The organism is Butyricimonas faecalis (genome assembly GCF_003991565.1).
In the GTDB taxonomy this organism is placed as follows: domain Bacteria; phylum Bacteroidota; class Bacteroidia; order Bacteroidales; family Marinifilaceae; genus Butyricimonas; species Butyricimonas faecalis.
This window is the reverse complement of record NZ_CP032819.1, coordinates 331,367-357,920: the sequence shown is the minus strand read 5'-3', so window position 1 is coordinate 357,920 and position 26,554 is coordinate 331,367. Positions and strand designations below refer to the sequence as shown.

The following is a 26,554-nucleotide window of genomic DNA, read 5'->3' as shown; positions in this document are numbered from 1 at the left end:
CATTTAACTTAAATACAAAAGTATGAAAAAAATGGATTGTCAGCGCAAATCTATTCTGAATTTGCGTGTAGTCAGTATTATGTTTTTCGCATTCTTCGCTTACGTCCCTTTGATGGTAAAAAGCGAGCCTTTACAAGCGAATTCGATCCAACAGGATTCTATTGTCAGACATCTTATAAAGGGGAAAATCCTGAACAAGAAAAAAGGGCCATTGCCCGGTGTCACCGCGCGACTGGATAGCACTCTGATAGGAACGTCCTCGGATAATAACGGGAATTTCCGGATGTTTCTCCCGATCAACAAGGGGCGTCTTGTTTTTTCTTTTATCGGGTATAAAACAAAAACGATTCCTTTTAGTAAGGCAGACACGTTACTGAATGTCATTCTGGAAGAGGAAGTATCCGAGCTAGATGAAGTACAAGTCATCGCCTACGGGGAACAATCACGTCGGAATCGTGTCGGTTCCATGTCAGTCGTGAAGGCTGACGAGATCAAGGATCTCCCCTCCTCTTCTATCAATAACCTTTTACAAGGCCGGGCGGCCGGGGTGGATGTCACGAACATGACAGGGGCACCCGGGGGTGGCGGTTCTCCCATCGTTATCCGGGGTTATAACTCGCTGGCAGTAGAGAAAGAACGTATCACCTCGGACCCGTTATGGATCATTGACGGGGTTCCCATGTTCAGTTACACCTCCGAGCTTACCGGGCTAAACACGATTGCCGAGATTGACACCAAGGATATCGAGTCCATCCAAATACTAAAGGATGCGGCCTCAGCGGCGATTTACGGTTCCCGTGCGGCAAACGGCGTGATCATCGTGACCACCAAAAAAGGACACCGGAATCAAGCTCCCACGTTCACGGTAAATATATCGCAGACATGGGTTACTCGCCCCTCTTTACCGGATATTACCACGGGGAATAGGGAACGAAGACACAGGATGCAAGCCATGGAAAATTACCGGGAGTCCGTTTATGACGAAGAAACGAACATGTACCGCCCGGTTCAATCCTATGAAGATTCTTACAAAAACAACAAGAACTACAATTTATTCTGGAACAACGGTGACGGACTGGATATTCCTATCGTGCAAGATAGTCTGAACAAATTCTATAACAATTCCACGAATCTGTTCGACTATTATTTCCGAACCGGGAAAGTAACCGATGCCAATATCCAAATATCGGGAGGATCCAACACAATCGCTTATCATGTCGGACTGGGATATTACTCGGAAACGGGCGTGCTACGCAACACGGGATTTAACAGGGTTAAACTCATCACCAACTTGTTTATCAAACCCTCCGAAAGCATCGAAAGCAACATTCGTTTTTACTTGGCCCGTACCGGACGGAACAGGGCAGGCAAAGGGCATGATGCCTATAATTTCTCCAACGACCGAAGTGACTTGGAAACCATTCCGGATGAATTACTCTCGACCTCTACCCTCATGCCCGGCCCGGGAACGAAGGCTTTTGATGAAACAGTCCGACGTTTCAACGAGATTAAAGAGAAAAACGAATCTTACAGGCTAAGATCATCATTCGATTTGGCGTACACGATCGTGGAAGGCTTGAAACTGAAATCGTCTCTCGCTGTCGATTTCTCCATGCAAGACCAAAACATATTCATCCCTTCCGATCTAAACGTGGATCTCAACAGTTACTCGGCAGGCAACAACACGATCAAGATGATGTGGTTAAACGAGAATCTACTCTCTTACAACAAGATTTTTACTGACAATCATAGCATTGATTTCCTTCTCGGGCTCTCGTTCCAAGGAGACATCGCCAAGAGTAAGGGCGGGTATGGCAAAGGTGCGCCAAGTAACCTGATACAATACGTCACGTGGAGCGGTAACGTGTATGACACCGAGAAAGACTTACAATTAAAGGATTTCAACTCCAGTCTGGAAAGAAGCACGATGGTTGGTATGTTCGGACGGGTAGCCTACAACTACAAGCAGAAGTATTTCCTCTCCGTCACGCTCAGAAGGGATGCCAGCTCAAAGTTCGGGGAGAACACTCGCTGGGGGACATTCCCGTCATACGCTATTGCCTACACGTTCACCGAAGAACCATACATGGATTGGGCCCGAGATTTTCTGGACTTCGGGAAAATTCGATTGAGTTACGGGAAGTCCGGAAAACAGTTTGAATATCCTTATTTCGCTTTCGGAGTGCTAATAGTCAATAACATCCCTTTCCACGGCAACCAAACCATAACCCCTTACTGGCCGAACGGGTTAATAAATCCCAAACTAAGCTGGGAGGAAACCAAACAATTCGATGCGGGACTGGATTTGGAGTTTTTCGGTAACAGGCTGAGTTTAGAGCTTGACTATTATTATCGATACACGGATAAATTATTGGCACAAGTCACTCTGCCGGGAGATTATAATGCCTACACAGCCCAATGGCAAAATGCTTATGCGATCTCGAATCAAGGAATTGAACTACAAATCAAGGCAGACTTGATTCGATCGGAGAAACTGCACTGGGATTTCAGTTTTAATATCGCCCGTAACTGGAACCGATTGGAAAAAAGTAACAATGGCATGGACTTCAACAACTTGGCAAGCAAACATAATTTAAATATTATAGGGAAGCCACTGAATGGAATTTATGTCTTTAACGACAAAGGGTACTATAATTCACAAGACGAAGTGCCACTCTACTATGTTAATGGCAGACGGAAATATTTATCGTCCTTGGGAAACCAGATTTACTCTCCCGGAGACCGACGGATACAGGATGTCGATGGGAACGGACAGGTTGCAACCATCATACCGCTTTTGGAAGACCGGGTGTACGGGGGCTCTCCCCTCCCACTCGCGTTTGGAGGGATTGCCTCCACGCTGAAATGGAAAGGGATTGATGTAAACCTATTGTTCTCTTACAAGCTGGGAAGACACGTTTTGAACGCGGGAAGAGGTGCTTCGGTCGGTACTATTCTGAGAGCAAATACAGCCGAAATGATGGTCCCGATTCTAGCCGATCTTGACAAGGTTTCTTTCTGGCAGAAACCCGGTGACAATGCCGACTTTCCAATCAACGAGCTGGAAAACGGGAAGAATAATTTCGCCACGAATTTGAAAAGTAACGTGGAGAAAATCAATTATTTGAAACTAAAAAGTATCTCGATCGGGTACATACTACCCGTGTTCCCAAAACAATCAAAACATTACGCCCGTGTATTCATGTCCGTGGAGAACGTGTTCACCATCACCAACTCTTCGAGTCCCGATCCGGAGTCCATCGACATCGTGACCGGGGTTGACTCGAACAACAACTACCCGTTGGCGACAAGATTCACACTAGGATTAACTTTAAATTTATAAGCACATGAAAAAACGAATCTATCTAATTTTGCTGTTACTCCCGTTAGTAAGCTGCAATGATATGTTCAAGAATTTTTTGAATGAAGAACCCGAAACTCTCGTCACGAACACGAATTTCTGGAAAACGGAAAAAGACGTCGAGTCTGCCGTGTATGAACTTCACGTCATGTTCAGGTCTTGGGGCGGATACGTTGAAACACGACTTTACCGGGACAGGGGTCTCCCGTTCGATTATCTCGGTTTGACCTGGAAAAACATATCGGACAACGAGTTACGGAAGGATATGGACATAACAAGAGCTCCAAGTTGGCACGACGAGTACCAAGCGATCGGGATGTGCAACTTTATTTTAGGCAACATTCACCGGGCGAAGATACCCGAAGAACGCATAAATTACTACAAAGGACAAGCGCTGACAATACGGGCTTACTTGTATTTCTATGTTTTACGCACGTGGGGCGATGCCGTGTTAATTACGGCAGAAGGTGACGTTGGGGAAAAAGCTGTTACCCCGTGGCGAGAAATCATGAAGGTCGTGATAGATGATCTCGTTGAGGCCACGAAATTATTGCCCCCGGTGAACGAGATGAAAGATGCCAATAACATCCCGGTAACAAGCAAACAAATACCTTCAAGGGGAACGGCATTTGCCATTCTCGCCCATGCATACGCTTGGCAGGCCGGGTACGGGGAGGAACCTGAATATTACCAGAAAGGCATTGATGCTGCCACCGAAGTAATCCAATCCGGTGACTACTCGCTAGTGAATAATCCCCACGAAATTTGCGAGATCGTGTTACCAGGCAACAGCCAAGAAGGCATTCTTGAAATAGATTTTCTGAACCCTGAAGCGATCAATCGGTCTGGGAGTGGTTTACCGGGAGTCACTCAAAAATGGCCGGCAGATCCAAACGCCACCCCCTCGACAAGGAGAACCTTACTCCGCTTGAACAACGAGAGCGCCATGGCCATGTTTCCGGATATAAATGACAAGAGACGAGAAGAATATTTTTACAAACTGGATTCCATGGCAGGAATTTCAACCTCAATTACGCAAGGAGCCGCCTATATTTACAAATTCAGGAGACCACTGTTGCACACAAGTGGCAGTCAACTCGGTAAACTTTTGGGATATGACCTGAATGAAATACTGATTCGTCTTGCGGATATATACCTGCTCCGGGCTGAAATGAGAGCGAAATCCGGTGATACTCCGGGAGCGATAGCCGACTTGAACGTGATCAGGAAACGAGCTGGGGCAAAGGAATATACCCCGTATGAAAATTTGGAAGAAGCGATTGCACTAGAAAGAGAGAAAGAATTATTTCTCGAAGGAATATGCACGAGATACTTTGATATTGTCCGTAACGGGACCTACCGTGAAAAACTCAGGGATAAATTCAAGACTCTCTCCGACCAAGACGTGAAAGACGGGGCTTTATTCTTTCCGATTTCTTTTGACGCCTTTCAAAATAATACCAAAATGACACAGAATATTTACTGGAAAAGAAATGGATTCGCAATTTAAACCGTACAAGATGAAAACAATACTATTTATATGCATTACCGTCACCCTTCTTGCAAGCTGTGAAAAAGATTACCAGCATGACACCGGGCTGGCAGACGCTTATCACGATTGCTCGATGATGGACTACCTGAGAAGTGACCATAACAACTGGGATTCCATTGTCGTCGCCATTGAATACGCGGGATTAACCGGAATTTTCGAGGGGACAAATCCCGATTACAAGGAAATCACGTTTTTCGGCCCCACGAACATGAGTATCCGAAAATTTTTTCTCGAACAGACCGGAGAAAAAATCTACCAATCAATCCGGGAAATACCCGTGGAACTCGTCAGGAATATGATCCTCGCTTATCTGGTCGAAGGGAAAAAGATGAAAGAGTCTTTTGACTACGAAATAAAAGGAACACTCACGGGAGGAACGGAAGTGTATTCCCTGAATAACGTCAAGCTCCGGGTATATCGCACGCAATCCGAGTTTAACGGAATCCCCGACATCGGAGCGGAGGGGCTAAAAATTCACGCCGAAATCAGCGGGCAGATGGCAGACATCGCTTCCGCCGACATCGAAACAAATAACGGGGTGGTACATTCCCTTTCAAACAGGTTTACATGGGTTGAATTATAAAATGAATCGTATGAAATATATATGGATGATGATATTACTTTCCACCCTGCTATACGGTGGATGTAAAGATGTAAAAGTCGGGTACCTTTTCACACATAACGCAAAATACAACCCCGATTCAGTGGTATTCAAGGCAAATCTTGATGATGCCAATAACGATGACGTCCACAGGAAAAAGTTCGAGATTCCCTGGCAAAGCCACTCTCTTGAAGGAGTACAAGGCACGAATCCGATCAATTATTCGATTGAACGTATCGACTCGGATCATAACAGCCCGGAAATCCTAAAGCAGTTTTCTGCGGTCCAGAAAGGAATCGTTGAATTACCATGGAATCATACCGTTCCTCAAGGCAAGTATGCCATATCCCTACGAATCAGCAACGAGGGGTATAGTGTTGTGCTAGACTCTATGATTATGGTCATTATTGAATAAAATATCTGTTATCAAGTTTACGAGAAAGGGAAACTGTTGTATAAATTTTATGCAGCAGTTCTCCTTCGTTTTCCTAACAACATAGCCGAAATTAATCTCTAAGATTTCCCCGTCACCCCCAGTTCCAAAGTTGAAACATACTGAATTTTCCCCTCATCCAATAGCTTTCGGATTTGCCCGATCACGACTTCCTTGTCCTCACCTAATTCACGCACCAACTCCCGAATATTCGTATTCTGCTTTGCAAGCACCTGCAAGATTTGTTCCTCTAGTTTTTTCCGCTCTCCCCGCTGCAAGCGTTTTTTCTTCCCGATGCAAACATCGCATATCCCGCAAGGCTTATCTTCCTTCTGCCCGAAATACTCCATAAGCAAAAGCTGACGACACGTCTCATTATCTTGAATATAACGGGCCATGGCTCCGATTTTCGTAACAAACAATTCCTTCCGGTTCTCGTAAGCCTCCCGCCCGATCGTTATATAGGACAACGGCAACCGGGGCTGGTAGTACACGATGTAAGGCTTAGCGTCTCCCGGTACGTAGCGGATAATCTTACGCTTTGCCAGTGAAACAAAGGCATCATACAACTCCTTACGTGTCACGTCAAGCTGATCAGCTAGAAAAACCTCGTCCACGTAAGCGTCTTGCACGAAAATACCAGCATAATTTCTCATCAAAAGTACCATGAGTTTTTCCAGCAAGGGATCACCCGTCTCGAACTCGTACAACCGATCCCGTAGCACGGTAAACATCACCCGGGAACGAGAATTTATATCCGTTGTGTAACCCAAGAAGCCGGCAACTTCCAAAATACTGATAGCAGCCATCACCCTCGCCTCGTTGAGTTTAAAATTACGGGCAAACAATTTCAAATTGAACTCGAACGTCCGTCCCTGTCCTTCCCCTTCACCCAACTGACAATAATTCGCCAAAGACTCATAAACCTTTAATATATAATCTTTCGGTGGAAAAGCATCATCAATTCGTTTTTTCAAACCGCCCAAAGCCGCCCGACTGGAAAGTAATACAGCGTATGCCCGTTTTCCATCCCGCCCGGCACGTCCCGCTTCCTGAAAATAGGCTTCCGGGCTGTCCGGCACATCATAATGCACTACCACCCGCACGTCCGCCTTATCAATTCCCATCCCAAAAGCATTCGTCGCCACTACCACGGGAACCTTTCCACTTTTCCATGCTTCCTGTCGACGAGACCGCTGTGCCGAAGATAATCCGGCATGATAAAAATTGGACTTGATACCCGATTTATTTAGAAAAGCGGCAATCGAAGAAGCTTTCAACCGGGTTCGCACGTACACGATCGCTCCTCCCTGCACCTTGGATAAAATATGGTATAATTCCAACGGTTTGGCTTCCGTCTCCCGGATCACGTAGGAAATATTTTCTCGCCGGAAACTTTTAGAGAGAACGTTCGGGGTTGAAAAATGCAGTTGTTTCTGAATATCTGCCACTACCTCCGGAGTAGCCGTTGCCGTGAGCGCCAATGTGGGCACCCCGGGAAAGAATTCACGAACCTCTGCTATTCGTAAGTATGGAGGGCGAAAATCATACCCCCATTGAGAAATACAATGAGCCTCGTCCACGGTAATCAGACACACGTTCATCAACCTCAATTTCTCCCGAAAACGTTCCGAGTACAATCGCTCGGGCGACACGTACAGGAACTTAACCGTGTCATATATACATTTATTAATGATCGACTCCACCCGGTCACGCCTCATACCCGTGTATATCGCCTCAGCCGGAATCTGCCTGTTCTTCAAATCCTCCACCTGATCCTTCATCAAAGCAATCAAGGGTGTCACCACCAGACAAAGTCCCTCCATGGCTAACCCGGACACTTGGTACGTAAGCGACTTTCCCCCACCCGTTGGCATAAGGGCAAGCGTGTCCTTCCCGTCCAACACGGAACGGATAATTTCTTCCTGCAGGGATCGAAAATCATCATATCCCCAGTAAGTCTTTAATATCTCTTTTATATCACGGATCATTTTTCGAATTCTATTGCAAAAATACAAAATAGACGAAAAAACTCTTACAAACTCGTATATTTAAATCGCTTTTATTATTTTCGCCCAAATATTAATCACATAAAATCATGAAACTACAACATATACTGATTTTTATCCCTTTCTTATGGGCTTGTAACGATAAGTTTACAAAAAACGAGCAACCCGTGGCAAAGGTTTTTGACAAATACCTGTTGAAATCAGAAGTTTCCAGCTTTATTCCTCAAGGAACACCCTCAAAGGATAGTCTCATCATGGCACAGAGTTACGTGCGAAATTGGATTACCAAAGAATTGCTGTTGCACAAGGCAACCCAAAACTTAAGTGACGAAGAAAAAAATATCAGAAAACAAGTGGAAGACTACTCCTCTTCTATCTTGATCCACAAATACAAGGAGAAACTGATCTCCCAAAAACTTAGCCGAGAAATAAGCGAGCGCGAAATCTCGCAATATTACGATGCGAATAAATTCAATTTCGTGCTGAACACCCCGGTCGTGAGAGCCTTGTTCGTGGTGATTCCTAAATCCGCCCCGAAAATTGAGGATGCCAGAAAGTGGTTCCGCTCCAAGGAAGCCAAAGACCAAGAAGCATTGGAAGAATACTGTATTACATCGGCCAAAAAATTCGACAGTTTCAACGACCAATGGATTGAACTGCGCAACTTGTTAAACCTCCTGCCTATCACGTCGGCAGAATGGGAAAGCAAGTATAAAAACAAAGAATCCATCGAAATCGAAGATGACGAGAACTATTATTTTCTTAAAATCAACGAAATCCGCCAAGCCCATGAAACAGCACCTCTCAACTACGTGAAAAAAGAGATTGAAATATTATTGCTAAACAAACGTAAAATCTCCTTCGAGGAGAATCTGGAAAAAGACATAAACGCGGAAGGTCTACGGAAAGATTATGTCAAAATATATTAACAGGATTAGAAAAATGAAAATAAAAATGCGAAAACAAGCGGATTATTCGCGGATTTGAAGAAAAAGTATTAGTTTAGAGCGTTTTTATTGAGTATAACCTTATTCATAAATTATGAAATATTTATCACTGCTTGTACTATTATTTTTAGCTAGTTACGCCTCGGCACAAAAAAACGTGATCGACAAAATTATCGCTGTCGTGGGTGAAGAAATCGTGTTGAAATCGGATATTGAAAACCAATTTTTACATGAACAATCCCAAGGATTAGTAAATTCCTCCTCCGACTCACGTACCAGAATATTAGAAAACTTATTGGTTCAAAAACTATTAGTAGCTCAAGCTAAGATAGACAGTATCGAGGTAACCGATACGGAAGTAGAAAACGCTTTGAACTCCCAGTTAGAACAATACGTGCAACATATCGGCTCCCGGGAACGTCTAGAAACCTATTTCGGTAAATCATACGAGGATATCAAGAACGAGATGCGCACTCCGCTTCGCGAACAGATGATCACGCAAAGAATGCAATCCAAAATCGTGGAAAACGTTCGGGTAACCCCCTCGGAAGTTAGGTATTTCTACAGGAAATTCAACAAAGACAGCCTTCCAGAAGTGCCTGACAAATATGAAATTCAACAGATCGTTATCAAACCGAGAATCAGCGATACCGAAAAGGAGCGTATCCGCAATCGGTTGAGAGAGTTCCGTGAAGAAATTCTTGCCGGCAAACAAACATTCAATACGTTAGCAGTATTGTACTCGGAAGATCCCGGTTCTGCCGCCAAAGGCGGAGAATTAGGCTACCAGACCAAGAGCGCACTAGCCCCAGCATTTGCAGAAGCTGCCTTCAGTTTGAAACCCGGCCGAGTATCTAAAATCGTGGAAACAGAATTTGGTTTCCATATTCTGCAATACATCGACCGTCAAGGAGACAAAGTAAACGTACGACACATCCTACTCCGCCCTCGTATTTCCGATGAAGAACGACAAGAAGCGATTCAACATCTGGACACCGTGTTGACTTATATTCACGACGGGAAAGCCACGTTTGAAGAAGCCGCTGCCTATTTCTCCATGGACAAAAAGACCAGAAATAACGGCGGATTGATTTTCAACGAGGAAGATGCTGACTCCAAACTGCCTAGAGAAACCATCGAAGGAGAAATGGCCCGTCAGGTAAACAAACTGAAAGTGGGAGAAATCTCCTCTCCTTTCTTGGACCAGACCCGTACAGGCGAAGAATACAAGGTGATCAAAATCAAAGCTTACTATCCTTCCCACACGGCCAACCTGGACGATGACTGGATCAGTTTTGAAAATGGTTTAAAAAATAAAAAACAACAGGAAGTACTTGACAAATGGATCAAGGAAAAACAAGAAAACACCTATATTCATATCGACGAAGATTACAAGAACTCCAAATTCCATTACGACGGATGGTTCAAGTAATTGACAAATTAAAATTTACAAGTAAAGATTGATGATTTTTCCGCAATGAGAGCAGGTTTATGGGTTGGGATACTATGTATTGTATGGGGATTACTCCCCTTGCAGACTGTAGTAGCACAGGGAAATAAAAAAGCAAAAGTAAAGATTGTTAATGCAGATAGTTTGCTGGTAGGAACATTGGGTAAACCGTCCAGATTTATCGGTAACGTACACATGACGCATGAAAACACGCTCATGTGGTGTGATAGTCTCTACCAGTACGAACTACCGGACTCTAACTACCTCGAAGCATTCGGTCACGTGCGAGTGATCAAAAATGATAGTATTCGCATGTCCGGCGACTACATGTACTACGATGCCAACAAAAAACTGATTCAAGTCCGCCGAAACGTCACGCTGGAAGATCCCCAGATGGTCTTGACCACCGATTTCCTTGATTACGATGGTCTATTCGATATCGGGTATTATTTCAACTGGGGACAACTGAAAGATAGTCAGAACACGTTGGATAGTAAAAAAGGAAACTATTTTACCCAAACGAAAATAGCTCTCTTCAAGGATAGCGTAAAAGTCAATTCTCCCGAATACCTGATCTTCTCGGACACCTTGAAATACAACACAGAAACCAAACTGGTTTCCATTCTAGGCCCCACGAACATATACGGGAAAGGAGAAGATAATAATACCCTCTACACCGAGGATGGATGGTATGATTCCAATTTAGGACATGCCGAACTATACAAAAACAATCGGGTTACCCACTTAAGTTACGAGGGTGTGGCCGATACCATGGTAATTGATAGTATAACCGGGATGGCCAATCTCTACAAGAACATCACGCTCGTGGACACCGTGAACAACGTAATCGTGAAAGGTGAATACGCCCAGATGGATCGGGAACAAAACAAAGCATTCGTCACCGATAGCGCCCTGTTAATCATGGTAGGAAAGCAAGATTCTCTTTTCGTACACGGTGACACCCTATTCATGGATCAGGACTCTGCCAAGAACCAGATTTTACGAGCTTACTATAAAGTCAAGTTCTTTAGTCAAGATATGCAGGGCTTGTGTGACTCTATGGTTTATCTTTCCGTTGATTCCACCATCACCCTCTACAAAGACCCGGTAACATGGGCCAGTGGTAACCAAATGACGGCAGAAAAGATTTCCTTGCTCACGGGCAATGGAACAATTAAAGAATTCTACCTAAACACGAAGGCCTTTATGGTTGCCCGAAGAGAGGAAACTGAAATGTACGACCAAATCAAAGGGCGTAATATGACCGGTTATTTCCGAGATAATGAGCTATATATGGTATACGTGAACGGTAACGGGGAAACGATCTACTTCCCCGATGATAAAGGGAACGTGATCGGGATCAACACCGCAAACAGTTCCAACATTCGTATCATGATCGACAAACGGAAAGTCACGGACATCATCTTTATCAACAAACCCGACGGGGAACTCAATCCCCTGTTCTTGGCCGATCCCGAAGAAGCCCGATTGAAAGACTTTCGCTGGTTGAAATACATGCAACCATTGAACAAATTCGACATCTTCAAAGAAGCCAAAGAACCCGAACCTATTGAGAAAAAAGAGGAAAAGTAGAAGACCAAGAGAAAAATTTCATACCGTCACGACGTAACAAAAAGCGAACATGGACGAAACATTACGAGAATTTTTCAACGAAGTGTACGAGATTACCCGGCAGATCCCGTTGGGTAAAGTACTCACCTATGGCAAAATAGCCATATTGGCCGGACGACCACAACACGCACGATGGGTAGGACGAGCAATGGCTCTGGCACCCGATGACACGCTTCCCTGCCATCGGGTCGTAAACAGCATCGGAGAAACCGCACCGGGATGGACCGAACAACGCACCCTGCTGGAAAATGAGGGTGTTACGTTTTTGACCAACGGGTGCGTGGATATGAAAAAGCACCTGTGGGAGGTATTTCGACACCAGTATTAAGATCCTGTGTTAAAAATTTATATTCTATTCAAGTGGTTTAATCATGAATTTTGTGCAATCCGATTCCTTTCACGATCTGTAGGTCCATGTCATCGTAAATGGGGCTTTTGCCCGTTTCCAGTGCTGCAATGGCGGTCATTTCCTCCCCGGCAAGCGTGAAGTCAAGGATATTGAAATTCTCGACCATACGCTCTACACGCACGGATTTGGGAATCACCACGATATTCCGCTGGTTCAACCAGCGAAGAATGACGGCCCCCACACTCTTGCCGTGTCGAGAGGCAATCTCTTTCAACACCGGATGGTTAAATATGTCATTCTTCCCCTCGGCAAAGGGCGCCCATGCCTCGTGTTGGATACCCTCCTGCTGCAAGAAGGCGTTGGCTGCCTGCTGCTGAAAAAATGGGTTAGTTTCCAACTGGTTCACGGCAGGCTTGATCTCGTTATGCAGGAAAAGGTCCTGCAGGCGCTCGCTGGAAAAGCTCGTCACGCCGATGGCCCGCACACGTCCCTCCTTGTAGAGCCGCTCCATGGCCCGCCATGCGGCATAGTAGTTGCCGTAAGGTTTGTGCATCAAGTAAAGATCGAGGTAATCGAGGCCTAGTTTCTTCATCGAAAGGTCGAATGCCCGTAGCGCATTGTCATACTCGTAGTCCTGCACCCACAATTTGGTGGTCACAAAAAACTTCTCTCGTTCAATGCCGCTCCGACGGATCGCATTGCCCACTTGTTCTTCATTGAAGTAAGCCGCCGCCGTGTCGATCAAGCGATAACCAACCTCAATGGCGTTCGTCACTACCCGTTCTGTTTCGTTCTCTGGTATTTGGAATACGCCAAACCCAATGGCTGGCATCATCACTCCGTTGTTTAATCTCACGTCTTTCATATGATTTATGGTTTTAATTCATAATACAAATTTACCACATATCTATCATTTTATTATTACATTATTCGAGGTGATATTTTCACTTTTCGTGGTTTTTGATTATATTCGCATGAAATACCAACAAGAATGAAACAGGCAGAATTCGACGGCATCATTTTTACTGACACGTTGCTGGATTACAACTCCCAACAGTACACAGGACGGATCATTCATATCCTTTGCCAAGAGGGTAACATGGGGTTCACGTTCCAAGAAACCCGCTACAATATTGCGGCGGGAGATTACGTTATCCTGCCTAACCCGGCACTCGTGGAGGAATTCTCTGAATCTGCTGATTTCCGGGGAATACGGATGAATCTCTCGGCCACATTCGTGACCTCAATCGCTATTCGCAGCAATTACGGAATTATCGGCCACTTGGCGCTCTTGCAAAACCCGGTCATGCAACTTTCCTCCCGTGACTTTCACGTGTGCCGAGAAGCCATGCTATATATCCGCAAACGCTTGGAGGACAAGGAACACCTTTTCCAGGAAGAGTTGCTAGGCAGCCTGCTGACGGCACATATTCTCGATCTCTACGACATCCATGCGCGGGGAAAAGAAGCGATGCAGGTGTCGGAACATGCAGCCTCTCTGCTACGGAGATTTATCGAGTTATTATATAAAGGTGAATATATCCGAAACCGCAATCTTGACTTTTACGCCTCGGCACTTTGTATCACCCCGCATTACCTGTCGGAGGTATGCCGGAAAATAAGCGGCCGACCGGCCAGTTACTGGATTGATCGTTTTACCCTTCTGGAAATTACCCGCCTATTGCGACAACAGGAACTTTCCTTGACGACTATCGCCGAGCAATTAAACTTTTCTTCCGTTTCCTATTTCAGCCGTTACGTGCAGAAAAGACTGAATCGGGCCCCCTCGGACTACCGGAAAGACTTTTAGGCGACGCACTTGATAAGCATTGAACTCCTCCTTCCTTCGGGCACCTTCTCAATAAACAGAGGAGATGCTGGTAACCTTTACCAAAGACAGTGAGCAACTTAACTCTCACTCTGTTTATAGAGGGAGTACCCCCGAAAGTGGGGAGGGAGTTGAAATATGAGATTTTGATACACCCTCTAGTAGGCTTTGCGAAGATGGGACTGAATCTGCAATATAACTTTTCAGGGCCAACCATTGCAGGTATTGAAAATTATACGTAGTTTTGTCAGAAGATATTCTGAAGGGGTGCCTAAGAAGCAAGGGATTTTTCCCAACACTTCTGCCTGCTGTGAGAACAGCAGGTTAATACAACGGGCTGAGATTATACCCATGAACCTGATCCGGGTAATGCCGGCGGAGGGAAAGAGTTATAATACAAGCTGAATTTCGTTTGATAGGTTTCCCGGAAGATAATTCTAAAGTTTAGAAAAAACACCTCCCTAACCCCTCCTTACACAGGAGGGAAAACGGACGCAAGAGAGCGCTACCATGTTACAATGTAGTGTGTTTTCCCCCGTGTAAGGGGAGAGTCCGAGAGAGGAGTTTGAAAGATAAAAAATAAAATTAATACACAATGCAAGTATTTATAAATGACAAAGCCTTTGAATGTGTCCACGGCACGACGCTCACTGAAGTGCTGGAATCTAATGCAATCCTGACGGACAACGTTGCCATTGCCGTGGACTTTAACGTTATTCCCCGTCCTGACTGGGGAAAAACGGTACTTCAAGATGGTTGCAAGATCATCATTATCAAGGCAATACAGGGAGGATAAGGAAGAATGTAGAATTTAGAATGTAGAATTTAGAATGAATAGTTTCCCCATTCTACATTTTAAATTTTAAATTTTAAATTTAATAAAATGAGTCAAGAATTTACCATTTCAAGCGGCCCGCTACCCGGGTCGGAAAAGATTTACGTGAAGGGCGAAATGTTTGACATCGAGGTACCGATGCGCCGGATTAATCTCACGCCTACGATTGACACGGACGGAACAAAAATCGAAAACGAACCTGTCGTGGTTTACGACACATCCGGACCTTACACGGACCCGAACTACACGGTAGACCTGCACAAGGGCCTACCCAAGATTCGGGAACAATGGATCGCTGACCGGAATGATACCGTGCAATTGGAAGGACTGAGTTCCGAGTACGGGCGGGCACGCCAGAACGACAAGTCGCTCGACGCCTTGCGTTTCGAACACGTGAACACCACGCCGAGAGTGGCGAAACCGGGACATCGCGTGTCACAGATGTACTACGCCCGCCAGGGAATTATCACCCCGGAAATGGAATACATCGCTATCCGGGAGAACCAGATGGTAGACAAAATCCGGGAAGCCTACAAGAAAGAAAAAGGCGAACCGTTGGGTGCAAACTTCCCGGAATACATCACCCCAGAATTCGTGCGTCAAGAAGTGGCCGCCGGACGAGCCATTATCCCTGCAAACATCAACCACCCGGAGAGCGAGCCGATGATTATCGGACGTAACTTCCTCGTGAAGATCAACGCCAATATCGGAAACTCCCCCATCACCTCGTCTATTTCCGAGGAAGTGGAAAAAGCCGTATGGGCCTTTCGCTGGGGTGCCGACACGATCATGGACCTGTCGACCGGGAAAAACATACATGAAACACGCGAGTGGATCATCCGTAACTCGCCCGTGCCTGTGGGAACCGTGCCATTGTACCAAGCCCTAGAGAAAGTGCGGGGTAAAGTGGAGGACCTGACATGGGAGATTTACCGCGACACGCTGATCGAGCAAGCCGAGCAGGGCGTGGACTATTTCACAATTCATGCCGGATTACGTTGGCACCACGTGCCCCTGACACTGAAACGCCTCACGGGGATCGTGTCCCGCGGAGGAGCTATCATGGCACATTGGTGCACGACCCACAAGCGAGAAAGCTTCCTGTACGAGCACTTCGAAGAAATCTGCGAGATACTTGCCAAATATGATGTCGGAATATCCATCGGTGACGGCTTACGCCCCGGTTGTATCGCCGACTCGAACGACGAGGCTCAACTTGCCGAACTGAAAACGCTGGGAGAATTGGCACGGGTGGCCTCTAAACATGACGTGCAAGTGATCATCGAGGGACCGGGACACGTGCCTATGCAGAAGATACGGGAAAATATGCGACTGGAACAAGAGTGGTGCGACGAAGCCCCATTCTACACCCTTGGACCGCTCGTGACGGACATCGCCCCCGGTTACGACCATATCACCTCCGCTATCGGTGGTGCCATGATCGGCTGGTTTGGGACATCCATGCTCTGCTACGTCACCCAAAAGGAACACCTCGGCCTTCCGAACCGGGACGACGTGAAGGAAGGCGTGATCACCTTCAAGCTCGCCGCTCACGCTGCCGACCTTGCCAAGGGACACCCCGCCGCTTATTACCGGGATTACGCCATGAGCAAGGCCCGTTTCGAGTTCCGCTGGAAAGACCAGTTCCACCTCGCACTGGATTCTGAAAAAGCCCTACGTTTCCACGACGAGACTCTACCTGCCGAGGGACACAAGGAGGCACATTTCTGCTCCATGTGTGGTGAACACTTCTGCTCCATGCGTGCTAGCGAGAAGTTGAGAAAGAAATTAAAATAATGGAAAATTTAGAATGTAGAATCTAAATGGAAAACTATTCATTCTAAATTTTACATTCTAAATTCTAAATTAATATCATGTTGATCATTATCACCCCTCCCCACACCCAGCCGAACGAAGAGCGGATCGTGAACAGGCTCTTTGAAAGCGGTCTGCATCTGCTGCACCTGCGAAAACCGGATGCAGATCAGGACACGCTGGAACATTATATCCAAGCTATCCGCCCCTGCTTTCGGGAACGTGTTGTCCTACACGATCACTTTAAACTAGTGGAAGAGTACGGGTTAAGAGGGATCCACTTGAAATACAACGAGGCAAGGATGTTCACAGAACGGGAGCGATTCGAGCACGTGAGCGTATCGTGTCACTCCTTCGAGGAAATTGATGCCCTGCCTTTCGAGCCAAACTACGTGTTCTTGAGTCCGATATTTGACAGTATTTCCAAACAAGAATACCCGTCGGCATTTAACCCGGAATTCCTGAAGGAAAACCTGCAAAAACGACAAGTACCCGTTATTGCCCTAGGGGGAATCACTGGAGAAAAGGTGACGGAATGTCGCCGACTGGGATTCCGAGGTGTTGCCTTGCTGGGACATGCGTGGGAAGAGCCGTTAGAAACCGTTGCCCGGTTTACCGGTATATTACCCGACGAGGTTTTAAGCATTGCCGGGTTTGACCAAAGTTCCGGGGCCGGGGTGACGGCAGACATCAAGACGTTCGAAAGTTGCCGGGTATATGGACTTGGAATAAGCAGTGCCATCACCTTCCAGAACCAAAACACGTACCTCGGGACAAAGTGGCTCACACCAGAGGATATCATCCGCCAATGCGATGTTCTGTTCCGGGAATTCAATCCCGCTTACGTCAAGATCGGGTTGATCGAAAGCTTCAACACACTGGAAAAAATCGTGAAGTACCTCCGGGCAACGCTCCCAAAGGTTAAGATTATCTGGGACCCGATACTGAAAGCCAGCGCAGGCTTCCAGTTCCACGACGGGGAAAACTTCGAACAGTTGCAGGATATACTTCGACACATATACTTGATCACCCCGAACACGAACGAGTTGAAAACGCTTTTCGGGAACCACCCTAACACGGCAAACTTACAAGCGCTTGCCCGTACTCTGCACCTCAATATTCTCTGGAAAGGCGGTCATAACGACGGGGCGTTGGCCACCGATCGGTTGATCACCCCGGACAACACGTACTCCTTCTCGGTGGCACGGGCAAAGCACGGGAAGCACGGTACAGGATGCGTTCTCTCCTCGGCCATTGCCTCGTATCTCACGCTCGGCTATCCCCTCCCCGATGCCTGTCGGCAAGGGCAGCATTACGTGGCCGGGTTTATCCGCTCCAACGATACAAACTTGGGGATGCATAACCGCATGGAAAACACGACCCCTGAAGTTGACTTGTACCACGTTCCCCTGCAATACATTACCGACCACAAGGAAGGAGTTTCTATTCCCGAACAAGTGGAGGCCGTGTGCAAGGGAGGATGCCGCTGGGTGCAACTACGGATGAAAGAGGCTGACCGGGAAGAGATTATACGCACGGGATGTGTAGTGAAAGAAATTTGCCGACGACACGGGGCCTTGTTCCTTGTCAATGACAACGTGGATATCGCCTTAGAACTGGACGCAGACGGAGTACACTTGGGAAAAGAGGACATGAATCCCCTCGAAGCCCGTCGAATTCTAGGTTACTCAAAGATCATCGGCGGCACATGCAACACGTTTGAAGACGTAGTAGACCGTTTTCGTCAACAGGTAGACTACATCGGTTTGGGACCATTCACGTACACCACGACGAAAAAGAGACTCAGCCCGATCCTCGGTCTTGAAGGTTACCAAAAGATCATGGACGCTTGCAGGAAAGAAGGTATCCATCTCCCCGTACACGCCATCGGTGGCATCCGGGAGAACGACATTCAACCAATACTAAACACGGGTGTAACAGGCATCGCTCTATCCTCCCTGCTTAAAAACAACAAGGATATGGCGAGGAAAACAAAGGATATAATAGAACAATTGAAAATAAAAGAACTCCCTCCCCCTTCGGGGTGAGAGTGTCTAACAAGTCAGTCCCTTTGAGTTACTCTTCATCTTTTGGAAGAGTCACCAGCACTTTCTCTGTTTATAGAGGAGGTGGCAGCGAAGCTAACGGAGGAGTTCTATCTAAAATCATAAATCATAAAATCATAAATCATAAAATCATAAATCATAACATGGCTTTAAAAATAGCAGACAAGGAGTTTACCTCACGCCTATTTACCGGAACCGGCAAATTCGCATCCAACCAACTTATGGAAGATGCCATCTTGGCATCTGAATCACAGCTCGTAACTGTCGCACTGAAACGTGTAAACATGGACGGTAAAGACGATGATATTCTGGCCCACCTGAAAGCACCTCATATCACCTTGTTACCCAACACTTCCGGCGTGAGAACCGCCAAGGAAGCTGTGTTCGCCGCACAACTGGCAAGAGAAGCCCTCGGTACGAACTGGCTAAAACTGGAAATACATCCCGACCCCAAGTACCTATTGCCCGACCCGATTGAAACCTTGAAAGCGACTGAGGAGCTGGCAAAATTGGGATTCGTGGTATTACCCTACATCCAAGCCGACCCGGTACTTTGCAAACACCTTGAAAATGCCGGAGCCGCCACCGTGATGCCGTTAGGCGCACCGATCGGTACGAACAAAGGACTGGTAACCCGTGACCTGTTGGAGATCATTATCGAACAAAGTAATGTCCCCGTCATCGTGGACGCCGGAATCGGAGCCCCTTCCCATGCCGCCGCTGCTATGGAAATGGGTGCTGCCGCCGTGCTGGTGAATACTGCCATCGCCGTATCACCGAACCCGGTAGAAATGGGACGGGCATTCAAATTGGCCGTGGAGGCCGGACGCATGGCATTCGAGGCAAAACTCGCCAAGCAATACCACCACGCACAAGCAAGTTCTCCGTTAACGGCATTTTTGGATTAAAAATGAGTTCTCAAAGTTTATAAAGTAAAGGATCCCCGCAGGGTGCCTGATTGATAAACTACCTCCTCTAACCCCTCCTTACACAGGAGGGAAAACGGACGCAAAGATGCGCTCCAATGTAACAATACAGCACATACCCCATGTGTAAGGGGGAGTTAGAGGGGATTGTTAAAGCATTGGCCCCATGCAATTGGAATCTAAAATCTAAAATTTAAAATGAATGACTTCATTCTATGATACCCTAAAAACCTACGACTGGGAGGATGTGAAACAAAACATCATGGATAAGTCGAAAAACGATGCTATCGCAGCAATAAACAACCCACATCGCACGTTAGATGATTTTATGGCGTTAATCTCCCCGGCAGCCACCTCGCTGTTAGAGGATATGGCCGTAGAGGCTAATCGCCTGACCTTGGAAAGATTCGGGAACACAATCCAGTTGTATATTCCCTTGTACGTTTCCAACTACTGCACGAATTTCTGCGTGTACTGTGGCTTCAATCACGATAACGATATTCACCGGAAGATGCTTACGCTTGAAGAGGTTCAGGCAGAAACCGATGTCATTACCGGATGGGGATTCAAACATCTACTACTTGTGTCGGGTGAGGCACCAGCCGTGACCACGGTGGATTATTACGAGAAAGTGATCCGCGCGGTACGGGATAAATTCTCTCAGATCGCCCTTGAAGTGCAACCTCTCAACACCGAGGATTATGCCCGCCTGCATGAAGCAGGATTGAGTTTCGTATGCGTGTACCAAGAAACATATAACGAGCAACAATATCCGAAATATCATCCCAAGGGACGAAAGGCTAACTATCGCTACCGTCTGGAAACTCCCGACAGAGTATGCACGGCCGGAGTACAAAAAATGGGTATCGGGGCATTGCTCGGGTTGGAAGACTGGCGTACCGACTCGTTCTTCACGGCCCTGCATTTGAAATACCTGGAGAAGACCTACTGGCGTTCCAAGTACTCGATCTCTCTTCCTCGTTTACGACCACACGCCGGGGCCTTCATGCCGAAAGACCCGATCAACGACAAGCAGATGGTACAACTGATATGCGCCTACCGTTTGCTGGATCAGCAGGCAGAAATTTCCATATCCACGCGGGAAAGCCGGGAATTCCGAGATCACGTGATGCACCTGGGTGCTACATCCATGAGTGCCGGGTCAAGCACGGAGCCGGGCGGGTACGTCGTTCCTCACAAAGAACTGGAACAATTTGCCATCAACGATAGTCGTACCCCGCAAGAGATGGTCGAAGCCATCAAGGCTCAAGGGTATGAACCCGTCTGGAAGGATTGGGATGCATGGATGTAATTAACAATAATAGGGTTTGGTGACACGCTAAACCCTATTATTATATGTTTGATAACTTCTTTTAACCTCTGGAAAACAATAAATGTTCTTCTCCTTTTGTTACGTTTGTCTTTTCAATACTTTAAAAATCATTTTAACTATGGTAGTTGCATATTTGCGAGTCAGCACAAATAAACAGCATTTGGAAAACCAGCAACAGGAGATCAAAAAATTTGCAGCCCACCGGGGACTTCATATTGACAAATGGTATCACGATGTTGTCAGTGGAAAAGTAAGCAGTAACGACCGGAAATTAGGTGATCTCCTGGAATCTTTACATGAAGGAGATTGTCTTATCGTCACGGAGGTTTCGCGATTGAGCAGAACATTAATTGACATCATGAATATCATCAATACCTGTATTCAACGTAAAATTGTTCTTCATAGTACGAAAGAAGGATACACTTTCGAGAATAACCTGAACAGTAAAATCCTAGGGTTCGCATTCGGGCTAGTAGCGGAAATCGAACGTAATCTTATATCCATCCGGACAAGAGAGGCTCTCGCGGTAAGAAAGGCCGAGGGTAAGAAGCTAGGGCGCCCGCAGGGCAGTTGCCCACAATTGAACGTGTTGATACAAAATAAGGAGAAAGTTATTGAACTCATGGATAACAGCGTGTCTTACAAAAAAATAGCTAAGAAATACAAAGTATCCATCTGCACGGTCAATCGATTTGTCAAACAACACATTAACGAAAACAAATAACAAGAGTAGAACAAATAGAATTTTTATCACAAATGCCACTCACCAATCAAGAACAAGAACGTTATAATCGACACATTATCTTACACGATATTAGAATTCAAGGACAAGAAAAAATTAAAGCAACGAGTATTCTAGTCGTGGGAGCCGGGGGATTAGGCTCACCCATATTATATTACCTCACGGCAGCAGGAATCGGCCATATTGGTATCATGGACGATGATGTTGTTTCTGAATCCAACCTACAACGCCAAATATTATACGACACCACTCACGTGGGAACCCCAAAAGTCACTGTCGCCACCACGAAATTGCAACAATTGAATCCCTTCACCCGAATTACACCCTATTTTACCCGATTATCGTTGGATAACGCCCTCGAAATTATTCCCGAATACGACATTGTCATGGACGCTACCGATAATCTGCACGCTCGCTACTTGATTAATGATGCTTGCGTGAAGCTGGGGAAACCGTTCGTTTACGGTAGCATATGCGAGTTCCGCGGGCAGGTATCCGTGTTTAATTACAAGAACGGCCCCACTTACCGCGACCTTTTCGAGTATAATGAAGAGATCAAGAATTTCTCGCAACCGCTAGGTGTCATCGGGGCATTACCGGGAATTGTCGGTTCTTTACAGGCAAACGAGGCGATTAAGATCATATTGGAAAACCCCGGCGTGCTTTCCGGAAAATTATTGACTATTGACATATTGAATAACACCTACCTCACTTTTGCCATCCAAAAGAAGGAACGAGGGGAGGAATCTTTGTTTAAATAAAAAAGTGAACTGGCGATGCCAGTTCACTTTTTATTTCTTCTCGTATCCCGGCTTACCGAGCAGCATGAACATATTATTCTTATAGGCTTCCACGCCCGGTTGGTCGAAGGTATTCACCCCGAGGATACCACCGGAAATACCACAAGCCAGTTCGTAAAAATAGAATAGTTGTCCCAAGTAATATTCCGTTAATTCCGGGATAATGATCCTAATATTCGGGACACCACCATCCACATGGGCAAGTTGGGTGCCCAACTCGGCCATCTTGTTTACCTCATCGATACGTTTTCCGGCCAGATAATTCAGTTTATCGAAGTCATGAACATCATGAGGAACTTGTAACCAGTATTTCGTTTTATCGATAGAAAGAACTGTCTCGAAGAGAATGCGACGTCCCTCCTGTATGTACTGTCCCATGGAGTGCAAATCTGTCGTGAAGTCAACACTGGCAGGGAATATACCCTTATTCTCCTTTCCCTCGCTTTCCCCGTAAAGCTGTTTCCACCATTCGGCAACATAATGCAGTTTTGGATTGAAATTTACAGTGATCTCGATCACGTACCCCTTTTCGTAGAGGGTGTTCCGAACGGCAGCATAAGTGGCGGAAAGCTCTGCCCCGTTACCTTTTTCATACATCCGCATATCCACGGCACCCTTAACCAGAGCCCGGACATCAAACCCAGCAATAGCCACGGGCAGCAAACCTACGGGAGTCAGCACGGAATAGCGTCCCCCAACATTGTCCGGGATAACGAAAGTCTCATATCCTTCCCGATCTGCCATGGTTCGCAAAGCTCCCTTTTTCTCGTCAGTAATAGCAACGATTCTCTCCCTTGCAACGGCAAGCCCCTCCTGCTCGATCAATTGATCTTTTAGTAAACGGAAAGCCACGGCAGGCTCGGTAGTGGTACCTGATTTGGAAATCACGCATATACCGAATTTTTTATCCTTGAGGAACGCTTGTAACTCGTATAAATAGTCTTCGCTCACATTATTTCCCGCAAAAACAACCTTCATACCGGAACACGCATCGAAACTACTGGACATAGCCTCGATCACCGCCTTAGCTCCCAAGTAAGATCCCCCGATCCCCACGATGACAACAACATCAGTTTGCTCCCTTAACTTGCCAGCACAAGCGGAAATACGATTCAGTTCATCATCCGTGATGCACACAGGCAGGTCAAGCCAGCCCAGAAAGTCTCTTCCTTTACAAGTTCCATCTTCTAAGCCCTTTAGAGCCTTTGTTGCTTTCTCTCGTTGCACGGCAATCTCTTGTTCCCCTACAAACGGCAACACCTTCGAATAGTCAAGTTTTATGCGGTCCATTGTTTTCATGTTTTATATATTATTCCCCTTTTCTGGCTTTCAGCATATCTCTGAAACGAGAGGCACTCTCGTAATCCTCGTTTTTCACAGCTTCATCCAATAAATGGGTTAACTCCTCTATCGTGAAATTATATTCGGTTGTCTCGGGTTCCTCTGCTTCAACAGACTTTTGCCCGCTAAACTCTCCCGCAGCCAAATCAGAAATTGGAATGGCAGTTTTAGTAACTACGCTGGCCGCTATATAAATCGGACAATTATAACGCAAGGCAAGGGCAACGGCGTCAGAGGTACGCGAATCAATTTTCAGAAACTTCTCTCCATTCCTAAAACGTAGTTCCGAATAAAAGATACCGGATTCCCAATGATATATATAGACCTCCTCCAAAACCACTCCCAGGTTATCTGCCAGACTTTTCATCAAATCGTGTGTCAGGGGACGCCGCGAGTGCAGATGTTCCATCTGAATGGCAATGGATTGAGCTTCAGCAACCCCGATAATGATAGGGATGCGGAAGGCATCATTTTCTTCCGCCAGAATCAATGCGTACGCACCGGTTTGCGATATACTACTATAGGATAACCCGAAAACTTTTAACTTAATCCTGTCCATAAGCCTTGTATCACTTTAGGTCTACGATTTTCTATTCTTAATTGTTACAATTAATGTACCATTCCGGCTCAATGCTCCCGGATTTCAACGTTACGATTTTTTCAATGGGGCCCTATAAATACGGGCGAGCCCTCCGAGACTTGTCTCGCGATACTTGGCCTGCATGTCGCAACCAGTCTGCATCATGGTTTCTACCACGTCATCGAAAGACACCTTGTGCCGACCATCCGAGAACAAGGAGTATATCGCACACTCCCGCGCTTTCTGGGAGATAAAAGCATTTCGCTCAATACAAGGGATTTGCACGTACCCACCCACGGGATCGCATGTTAAGCCCAAGTTATGTTCGAAGCCCATTTCCGCGGCATACTCAATCTGCATCGGGGTACCTCCCAAAATCTGAGCTGCCGCACCGGCCGCCATAGCACAAGCCGTTCCCAACTCACCCTGACACCCAACCTCGGCTCCGGAAATGGAACCGTTGGTTTTCACAATGTTGCCGATTAATCCGGCCGTGGCCAATCCTTTTATAATCCGCTTATCACTAATCTCCTGATCGTGTTTCAAGAAAAACAACACGGAAGGTACGACCCCGGCAGACCCGCACGTGGGAGCCGTTACGATCTTACCTCCTGCCGCATTCTCCTCGGCTACTGCCAAAGCGGCAGCAAATACCATTCCCATATGGCGTAGAGTTCCTGCCGATTGCTGGGCTCGCACGTGGTAGGAACAAGCCTTACGTGCCAACCGCAGGTTACCGGGTAACACACCCTCGTTTTCTAACCCGTTATGGATGCTGGCAACCATCACTTTCCAAACTTCTTCAAGGTAATCGAAGATTTCCGGTCCCTCATGCAATTCAACGTACTCCACGAAAGAGCGTCCCTCGATCTTACACCAGTTCAATATATCCGCCATTTTCGTATCAGGATAAACCTCATCCTCCTTGAACGTTTCCTGTTCATCCCACAATGCACCTCCACCAACACTGTATACTTCCCAACGATCAACAACCTCCCCATTTTTCAAAGCCTCGAACAACATCCCGTTCGGGTGATGCGGTAGGGATTTCGTGGATTCCCATATGATTTCCGTATCATCCGGTCGATTGATCATTTTCTGGATAGCAACATCCGTCCCATGGCCCACTCCCGTTAGGGCCAAACTCCCGTACAAGGTAACCCGGTAGCGCTCGGCATCCGGATTCTTTTCCTTGAAATAATGTGCGGCACGTCCCGGTCCCATCGTGTGGCTAGAAGAAGGTCCGTACCCAATTCTAAATATTTCTCTGATTGATTTCACGTTCTAAGTTGTTGTTATAGATTTTATTAATTTCTTAATTTATGGTTTTAGATCAGGTAATTTCCATGCACTACTAATACTTTTCTGAATCATAAATCGTAATTCATAAATCGCAAATTAATTGGTTTGCAATAAAAAAAGGCAGGCTTGTAAGCCGGGTTCTGTACCTTTCGGTTTCTATCATTTATCTACTCCGCAGATCTCTCCACGGCTCTAGCGACCTACCCCCTGGCATCGGTCGGGCAAACCTAAGCGCCAGTGTACATGGTCTTGCAACTCGTGAGGTGTACGGCTATCCCGATCGCTCGGAATACCGGTGAGCTCTTACCTCACCTTTTCACCCTTATTCCGCTAACGGAACGGTTATTTTCTGTTACACTACTGCCCCCTCTCGGAGACCTTCCCGTTAAGAAGCACGATGCCCTGCGTTGCCCGGACTTTCCTCTCTCCCTCGCGGGACAGCGATAGAACGGCCTGCCTTTATATTTTAGATTTAATGATTTTAGATTTTAGATTCCAACCGCACAAGACTAACGCTTTAACTCCCTCCCTCTAAACTTCCCCTTACATAGGGGGAGAACACGCTACATTGTAGCGTTCCTCGCGTCTATCTCTCCCCCTGTGCAAGGGGGAGCCGGTGGGGGTAGTTCCCTCTAAACTCCAAACTCATCAA

At 46.4% G+C, this 26,554-nt stretch carries 21 protein-coding genes and 1 other RNA gene; 16 read left to right on the top strand and 6 right to left on the bottom strand.

Features of this window, described 5'->3' with window-relative positions; translation table 11 throughout:
* Positions 1-22 precede the first annotated feature (22 nt).
* Genes D8S85_RS01465 through D8S85_RS01450 form a run of 4 tightly spaced genes read left to right on the top strand, consistent with a single transcriptional unit; the run spans position 23 to position 5,929 of the window.
* Positions 23-3,343, top strand: coding sequence for a SusC/RagA family TonB-linked outer membrane protein (locus D8S85_RS01465; RefSeq protein ID WP_106624489.1), 3,321 nt, complete (start codon positions 23-25; stop codon positions 3,341-3,343).
* 4 nt (positions 3,344-3,347) lie between these two features.
* A complete protein-coding gene (locus tag D8S85_RS01460; protein ID WP_106624488.1) occupies positions 3,348-4,871 on the top strand; it encodes a RagB/SusD family nutrient uptake outer membrane protein in 1,524 nt (507 codons plus the stop codon).
* Positions 4,872-4,881: 10 nt separating this feature from the next.
* Positions 4,882-5,496, top strand: coding sequence for a fasciclin domain-containing protein (locus tag D8S85_RS01455; protein WP_106625225.1), 615 nt, complete (start codon positions 4,882-4,884; stop codon positions 5,494-5,496).
* A 10-nt stretch (positions 5,497-5,506) separates the two neighbouring features.
* On the top strand, positions 5,507-5,929 hold the full coding sequence (locus D8S85_RS01450) for a hypothetical protein (RefSeq protein WP_228423312.1): 423 nt from the start codon (positions 5,507-5,509) through the stop codon (positions 5,927-5,929).
* Positions 5,930-6,027: 98 nt separating this feature from the next.
* On the opposite strand, the gene D8S85_RS01445 is transcribed toward D8S85_RS01450, so the two are convergent.
* Entirely contained in the window at positions 6,028-7,938 is a 1,911-nt protein-coding gene (locus D8S85_RS01445) for a RecQ family ATP-dependent DNA helicase (RefSeq protein WP_106624487.1), read from the bottom strand.
* Between the two features lie 107 nt (positions 7,939-8,045).
* Between D8S85_RS01445 and D8S85_RS01440 the strand changes: the two genes are divergently transcribed.
* The 4 genes from D8S85_RS01440 (at position 8,046) to D8S85_RS01425 (ending at position 12,313) form a co-directional block, all read left to right on the top strand.
* Complete coding sequence (locus D8S85_RS01440) at positions 8,046-8,885, top strand: peptidylprolyl isomerase (RefSeq protein WP_106624486.1); 840 nt, start codon at positions 8,046-8,048, stop codon at positions 8,883-8,885.
* A gap of 112 nt (positions 8,886-8,997) precedes the next feature.
* Positions 8,998-10,335 (top strand): peptidylprolyl isomerase, encoded by a 1,338-nt coding sequence (locus D8S85_RS01435; RefSeq protein WP_106624485.1) that lies wholly within the window; start codon positions 8,998-9,000, stop codon positions 10,333-10,335.
* A 45-nt stretch (positions 10,336-10,380) separates the two neighbouring features.
* The gene (locus D8S85_RS01430; RefSeq protein ID WP_106624484.1) at positions 10,381-11,946 is read left to right on the top strand and encodes an OstA-like protein; all 1,566 of its coding nucleotides are present in this window, start codon (positions 10,381-10,383) and stop codon (positions 11,944-11,946) included.
* A 49-nt stretch (positions 11,947-11,995) separates the two neighbouring features.
* On the top strand, positions 11,996-12,313 hold the full coding sequence (locus tag D8S85_RS01425; protein ID WP_106624483.1) for an MGMT family protein: 318 nt from the start codon (positions 11,996-11,998) through the stop codon (positions 12,311-12,313).
* Positions 12,314-12,350: 37 nt separating this feature from the next.
* On the opposite strand, the gene D8S85_RS01420 is transcribed toward D8S85_RS01425, so the two are convergent.
* Complete coding sequence (locus D8S85_RS01420; protein WP_106624482.1) at positions 12,351-13,199, bottom strand: aldo/keto reductase; 849 nt, start codon at positions 13,197-13,199, stop codon at positions 12,351-12,353.
* Positions 13,200-13,325: 126 nt separating this feature from the next.
* On the opposite strand from D8S85_RS01420, the gene D8S85_RS01415 reads away from it, so the two are divergent.
* The 8 genes from D8S85_RS01415 (at position 13,326) to D8S85_RS01380 (ending at position 22,640) form a co-directional block, all read left to right on the top strand.
* Positions 13,326-14,144: a helix-turn-helix domain-containing protein gene (locus tag D8S85_RS01415; RefSeq protein WP_106624481.1), complete on the top strand. Its 819-nt coding sequence runs from the start codon at positions 13,326-13,328 to the stop codon at positions 14,142-14,144.
* Between the two features lie 613 nt (positions 14,145-14,757).
* A complete protein-coding gene (thiS, locus tag D8S85_RS01410) occupies positions 14,758-14,958 on the top strand; it encodes a sulfur carrier protein ThiS (protein WP_127074730.1) in 201 nt (66 codons plus the stop codon).
* 87 nt (positions 14,959-15,045) lie between these two features.
* The gene (gene thiC / locus D8S85_RS01405; protein ID WP_106624479.1) at positions 15,046-16,794 is read left to right on the top strand and encodes a phosphomethylpyrimidine synthase ThiC; all 1,749 of its coding nucleotides are present in this window, start codon (positions 15,046-15,048) and stop codon (positions 16,792-16,794) included.
* Positions 16,795-16,871: 77 nt separating this feature from the next.
* The gene (locus D8S85_RS01400; protein WP_127074729.1) at positions 16,872-18,860 is read left to right on the top strand and encodes a thiamine phosphate synthase; all 1,989 of its coding nucleotides are present in this window, start codon (positions 16,872-16,874) and stop codon (positions 18,858-18,860) included.
* Between the two features lie 161 nt (positions 18,861-19,021).
* Positions 19,022-19,786: a thiazole synthase gene (locus D8S85_RS01395; RefSeq protein ID WP_106624477.1), complete on the top strand. Its 765-nt coding sequence runs from the start codon at positions 19,022-19,024 to the stop codon at positions 19,784-19,786.
* Between the two features lie 220 nt (positions 19,787-20,006).
* A complete protein-coding gene (gene thiH / locus D8S85_RS01390; protein ID WP_106624476.1) occupies positions 20,007-21,116 on the top strand; it encodes a 2-iminoacetate synthase ThiH in 1,110 nt (369 codons plus the stop codon).
* Positions 21,117-21,255: 139 nt separating this feature from the next.
* Positions 21,256-21,861, top strand: a complete 606-nt coding sequence (locus D8S85_RS01385; RefSeq protein WP_106624475.1) for a recombinase family protein — start codon at positions 21,256-21,258, stop codon at positions 21,859-21,861.
* A 32-nt stretch (positions 21,862-21,893) separates the two neighbouring features.
* Positions 21,894-22,640, top strand: a complete 747-nt coding sequence (locus tag D8S85_RS01380) for a HesA/MoeB/ThiF family protein (RefSeq protein WP_106624474.1) — start codon at positions 21,894-21,896, stop codon at positions 22,638-22,640.
* A 30-nt stretch (positions 22,641-22,670) separates the two neighbouring features.
* Here D8S85_RS01380 and D8S85_RS01375 read toward each other — a convergent pair whose 3' ends face one another.
* The 4 genes from D8S85_RS01375 to rnpB form a co-directional block, all read right to left on the bottom strand.
* The gene (locus tag D8S85_RS01375) at positions 22,671-23,969 is read right to left on the bottom strand and encodes a glucose-6-phosphate isomerase (RefSeq protein ID WP_106625223.1); all 1,299 of its coding nucleotides are present in this window, start codon (positions 23,967-23,969) and stop codon (positions 22,671-22,673) included.
* Positions 23,970-23,988: 19 nt separating this feature from the next.
* Positions 23,989-24,579: a bifunctional nuclease family protein gene (locus tag D8S85_RS01370; protein ID WP_106624473.1), complete on the bottom strand. Its 591-nt coding sequence runs from the start codon at positions 24,577-24,579 to the stop codon at positions 23,989-23,991.
* 90 nt (positions 24,580-24,669) lie between these two features.
* Positions 24,670-25,881 (bottom strand): L-serine ammonia-lyase, encoded by a 1,212-nt coding sequence (locus D8S85_RS01365; RefSeq protein ID WP_106624472.1) that lies wholly within the window; start codon positions 25,879-25,881, stop codon positions 24,670-24,672.
* Between the two features lie 134 nt (positions 25,882-26,015).
* Positions 26,016-26,362, bottom strand: an RNA gene (gene rnpB, locus D8S85_RS01360) — RNase P RNA component class A.
* Positions 26,363-26,554: the final 192 nt, after the last annotated feature.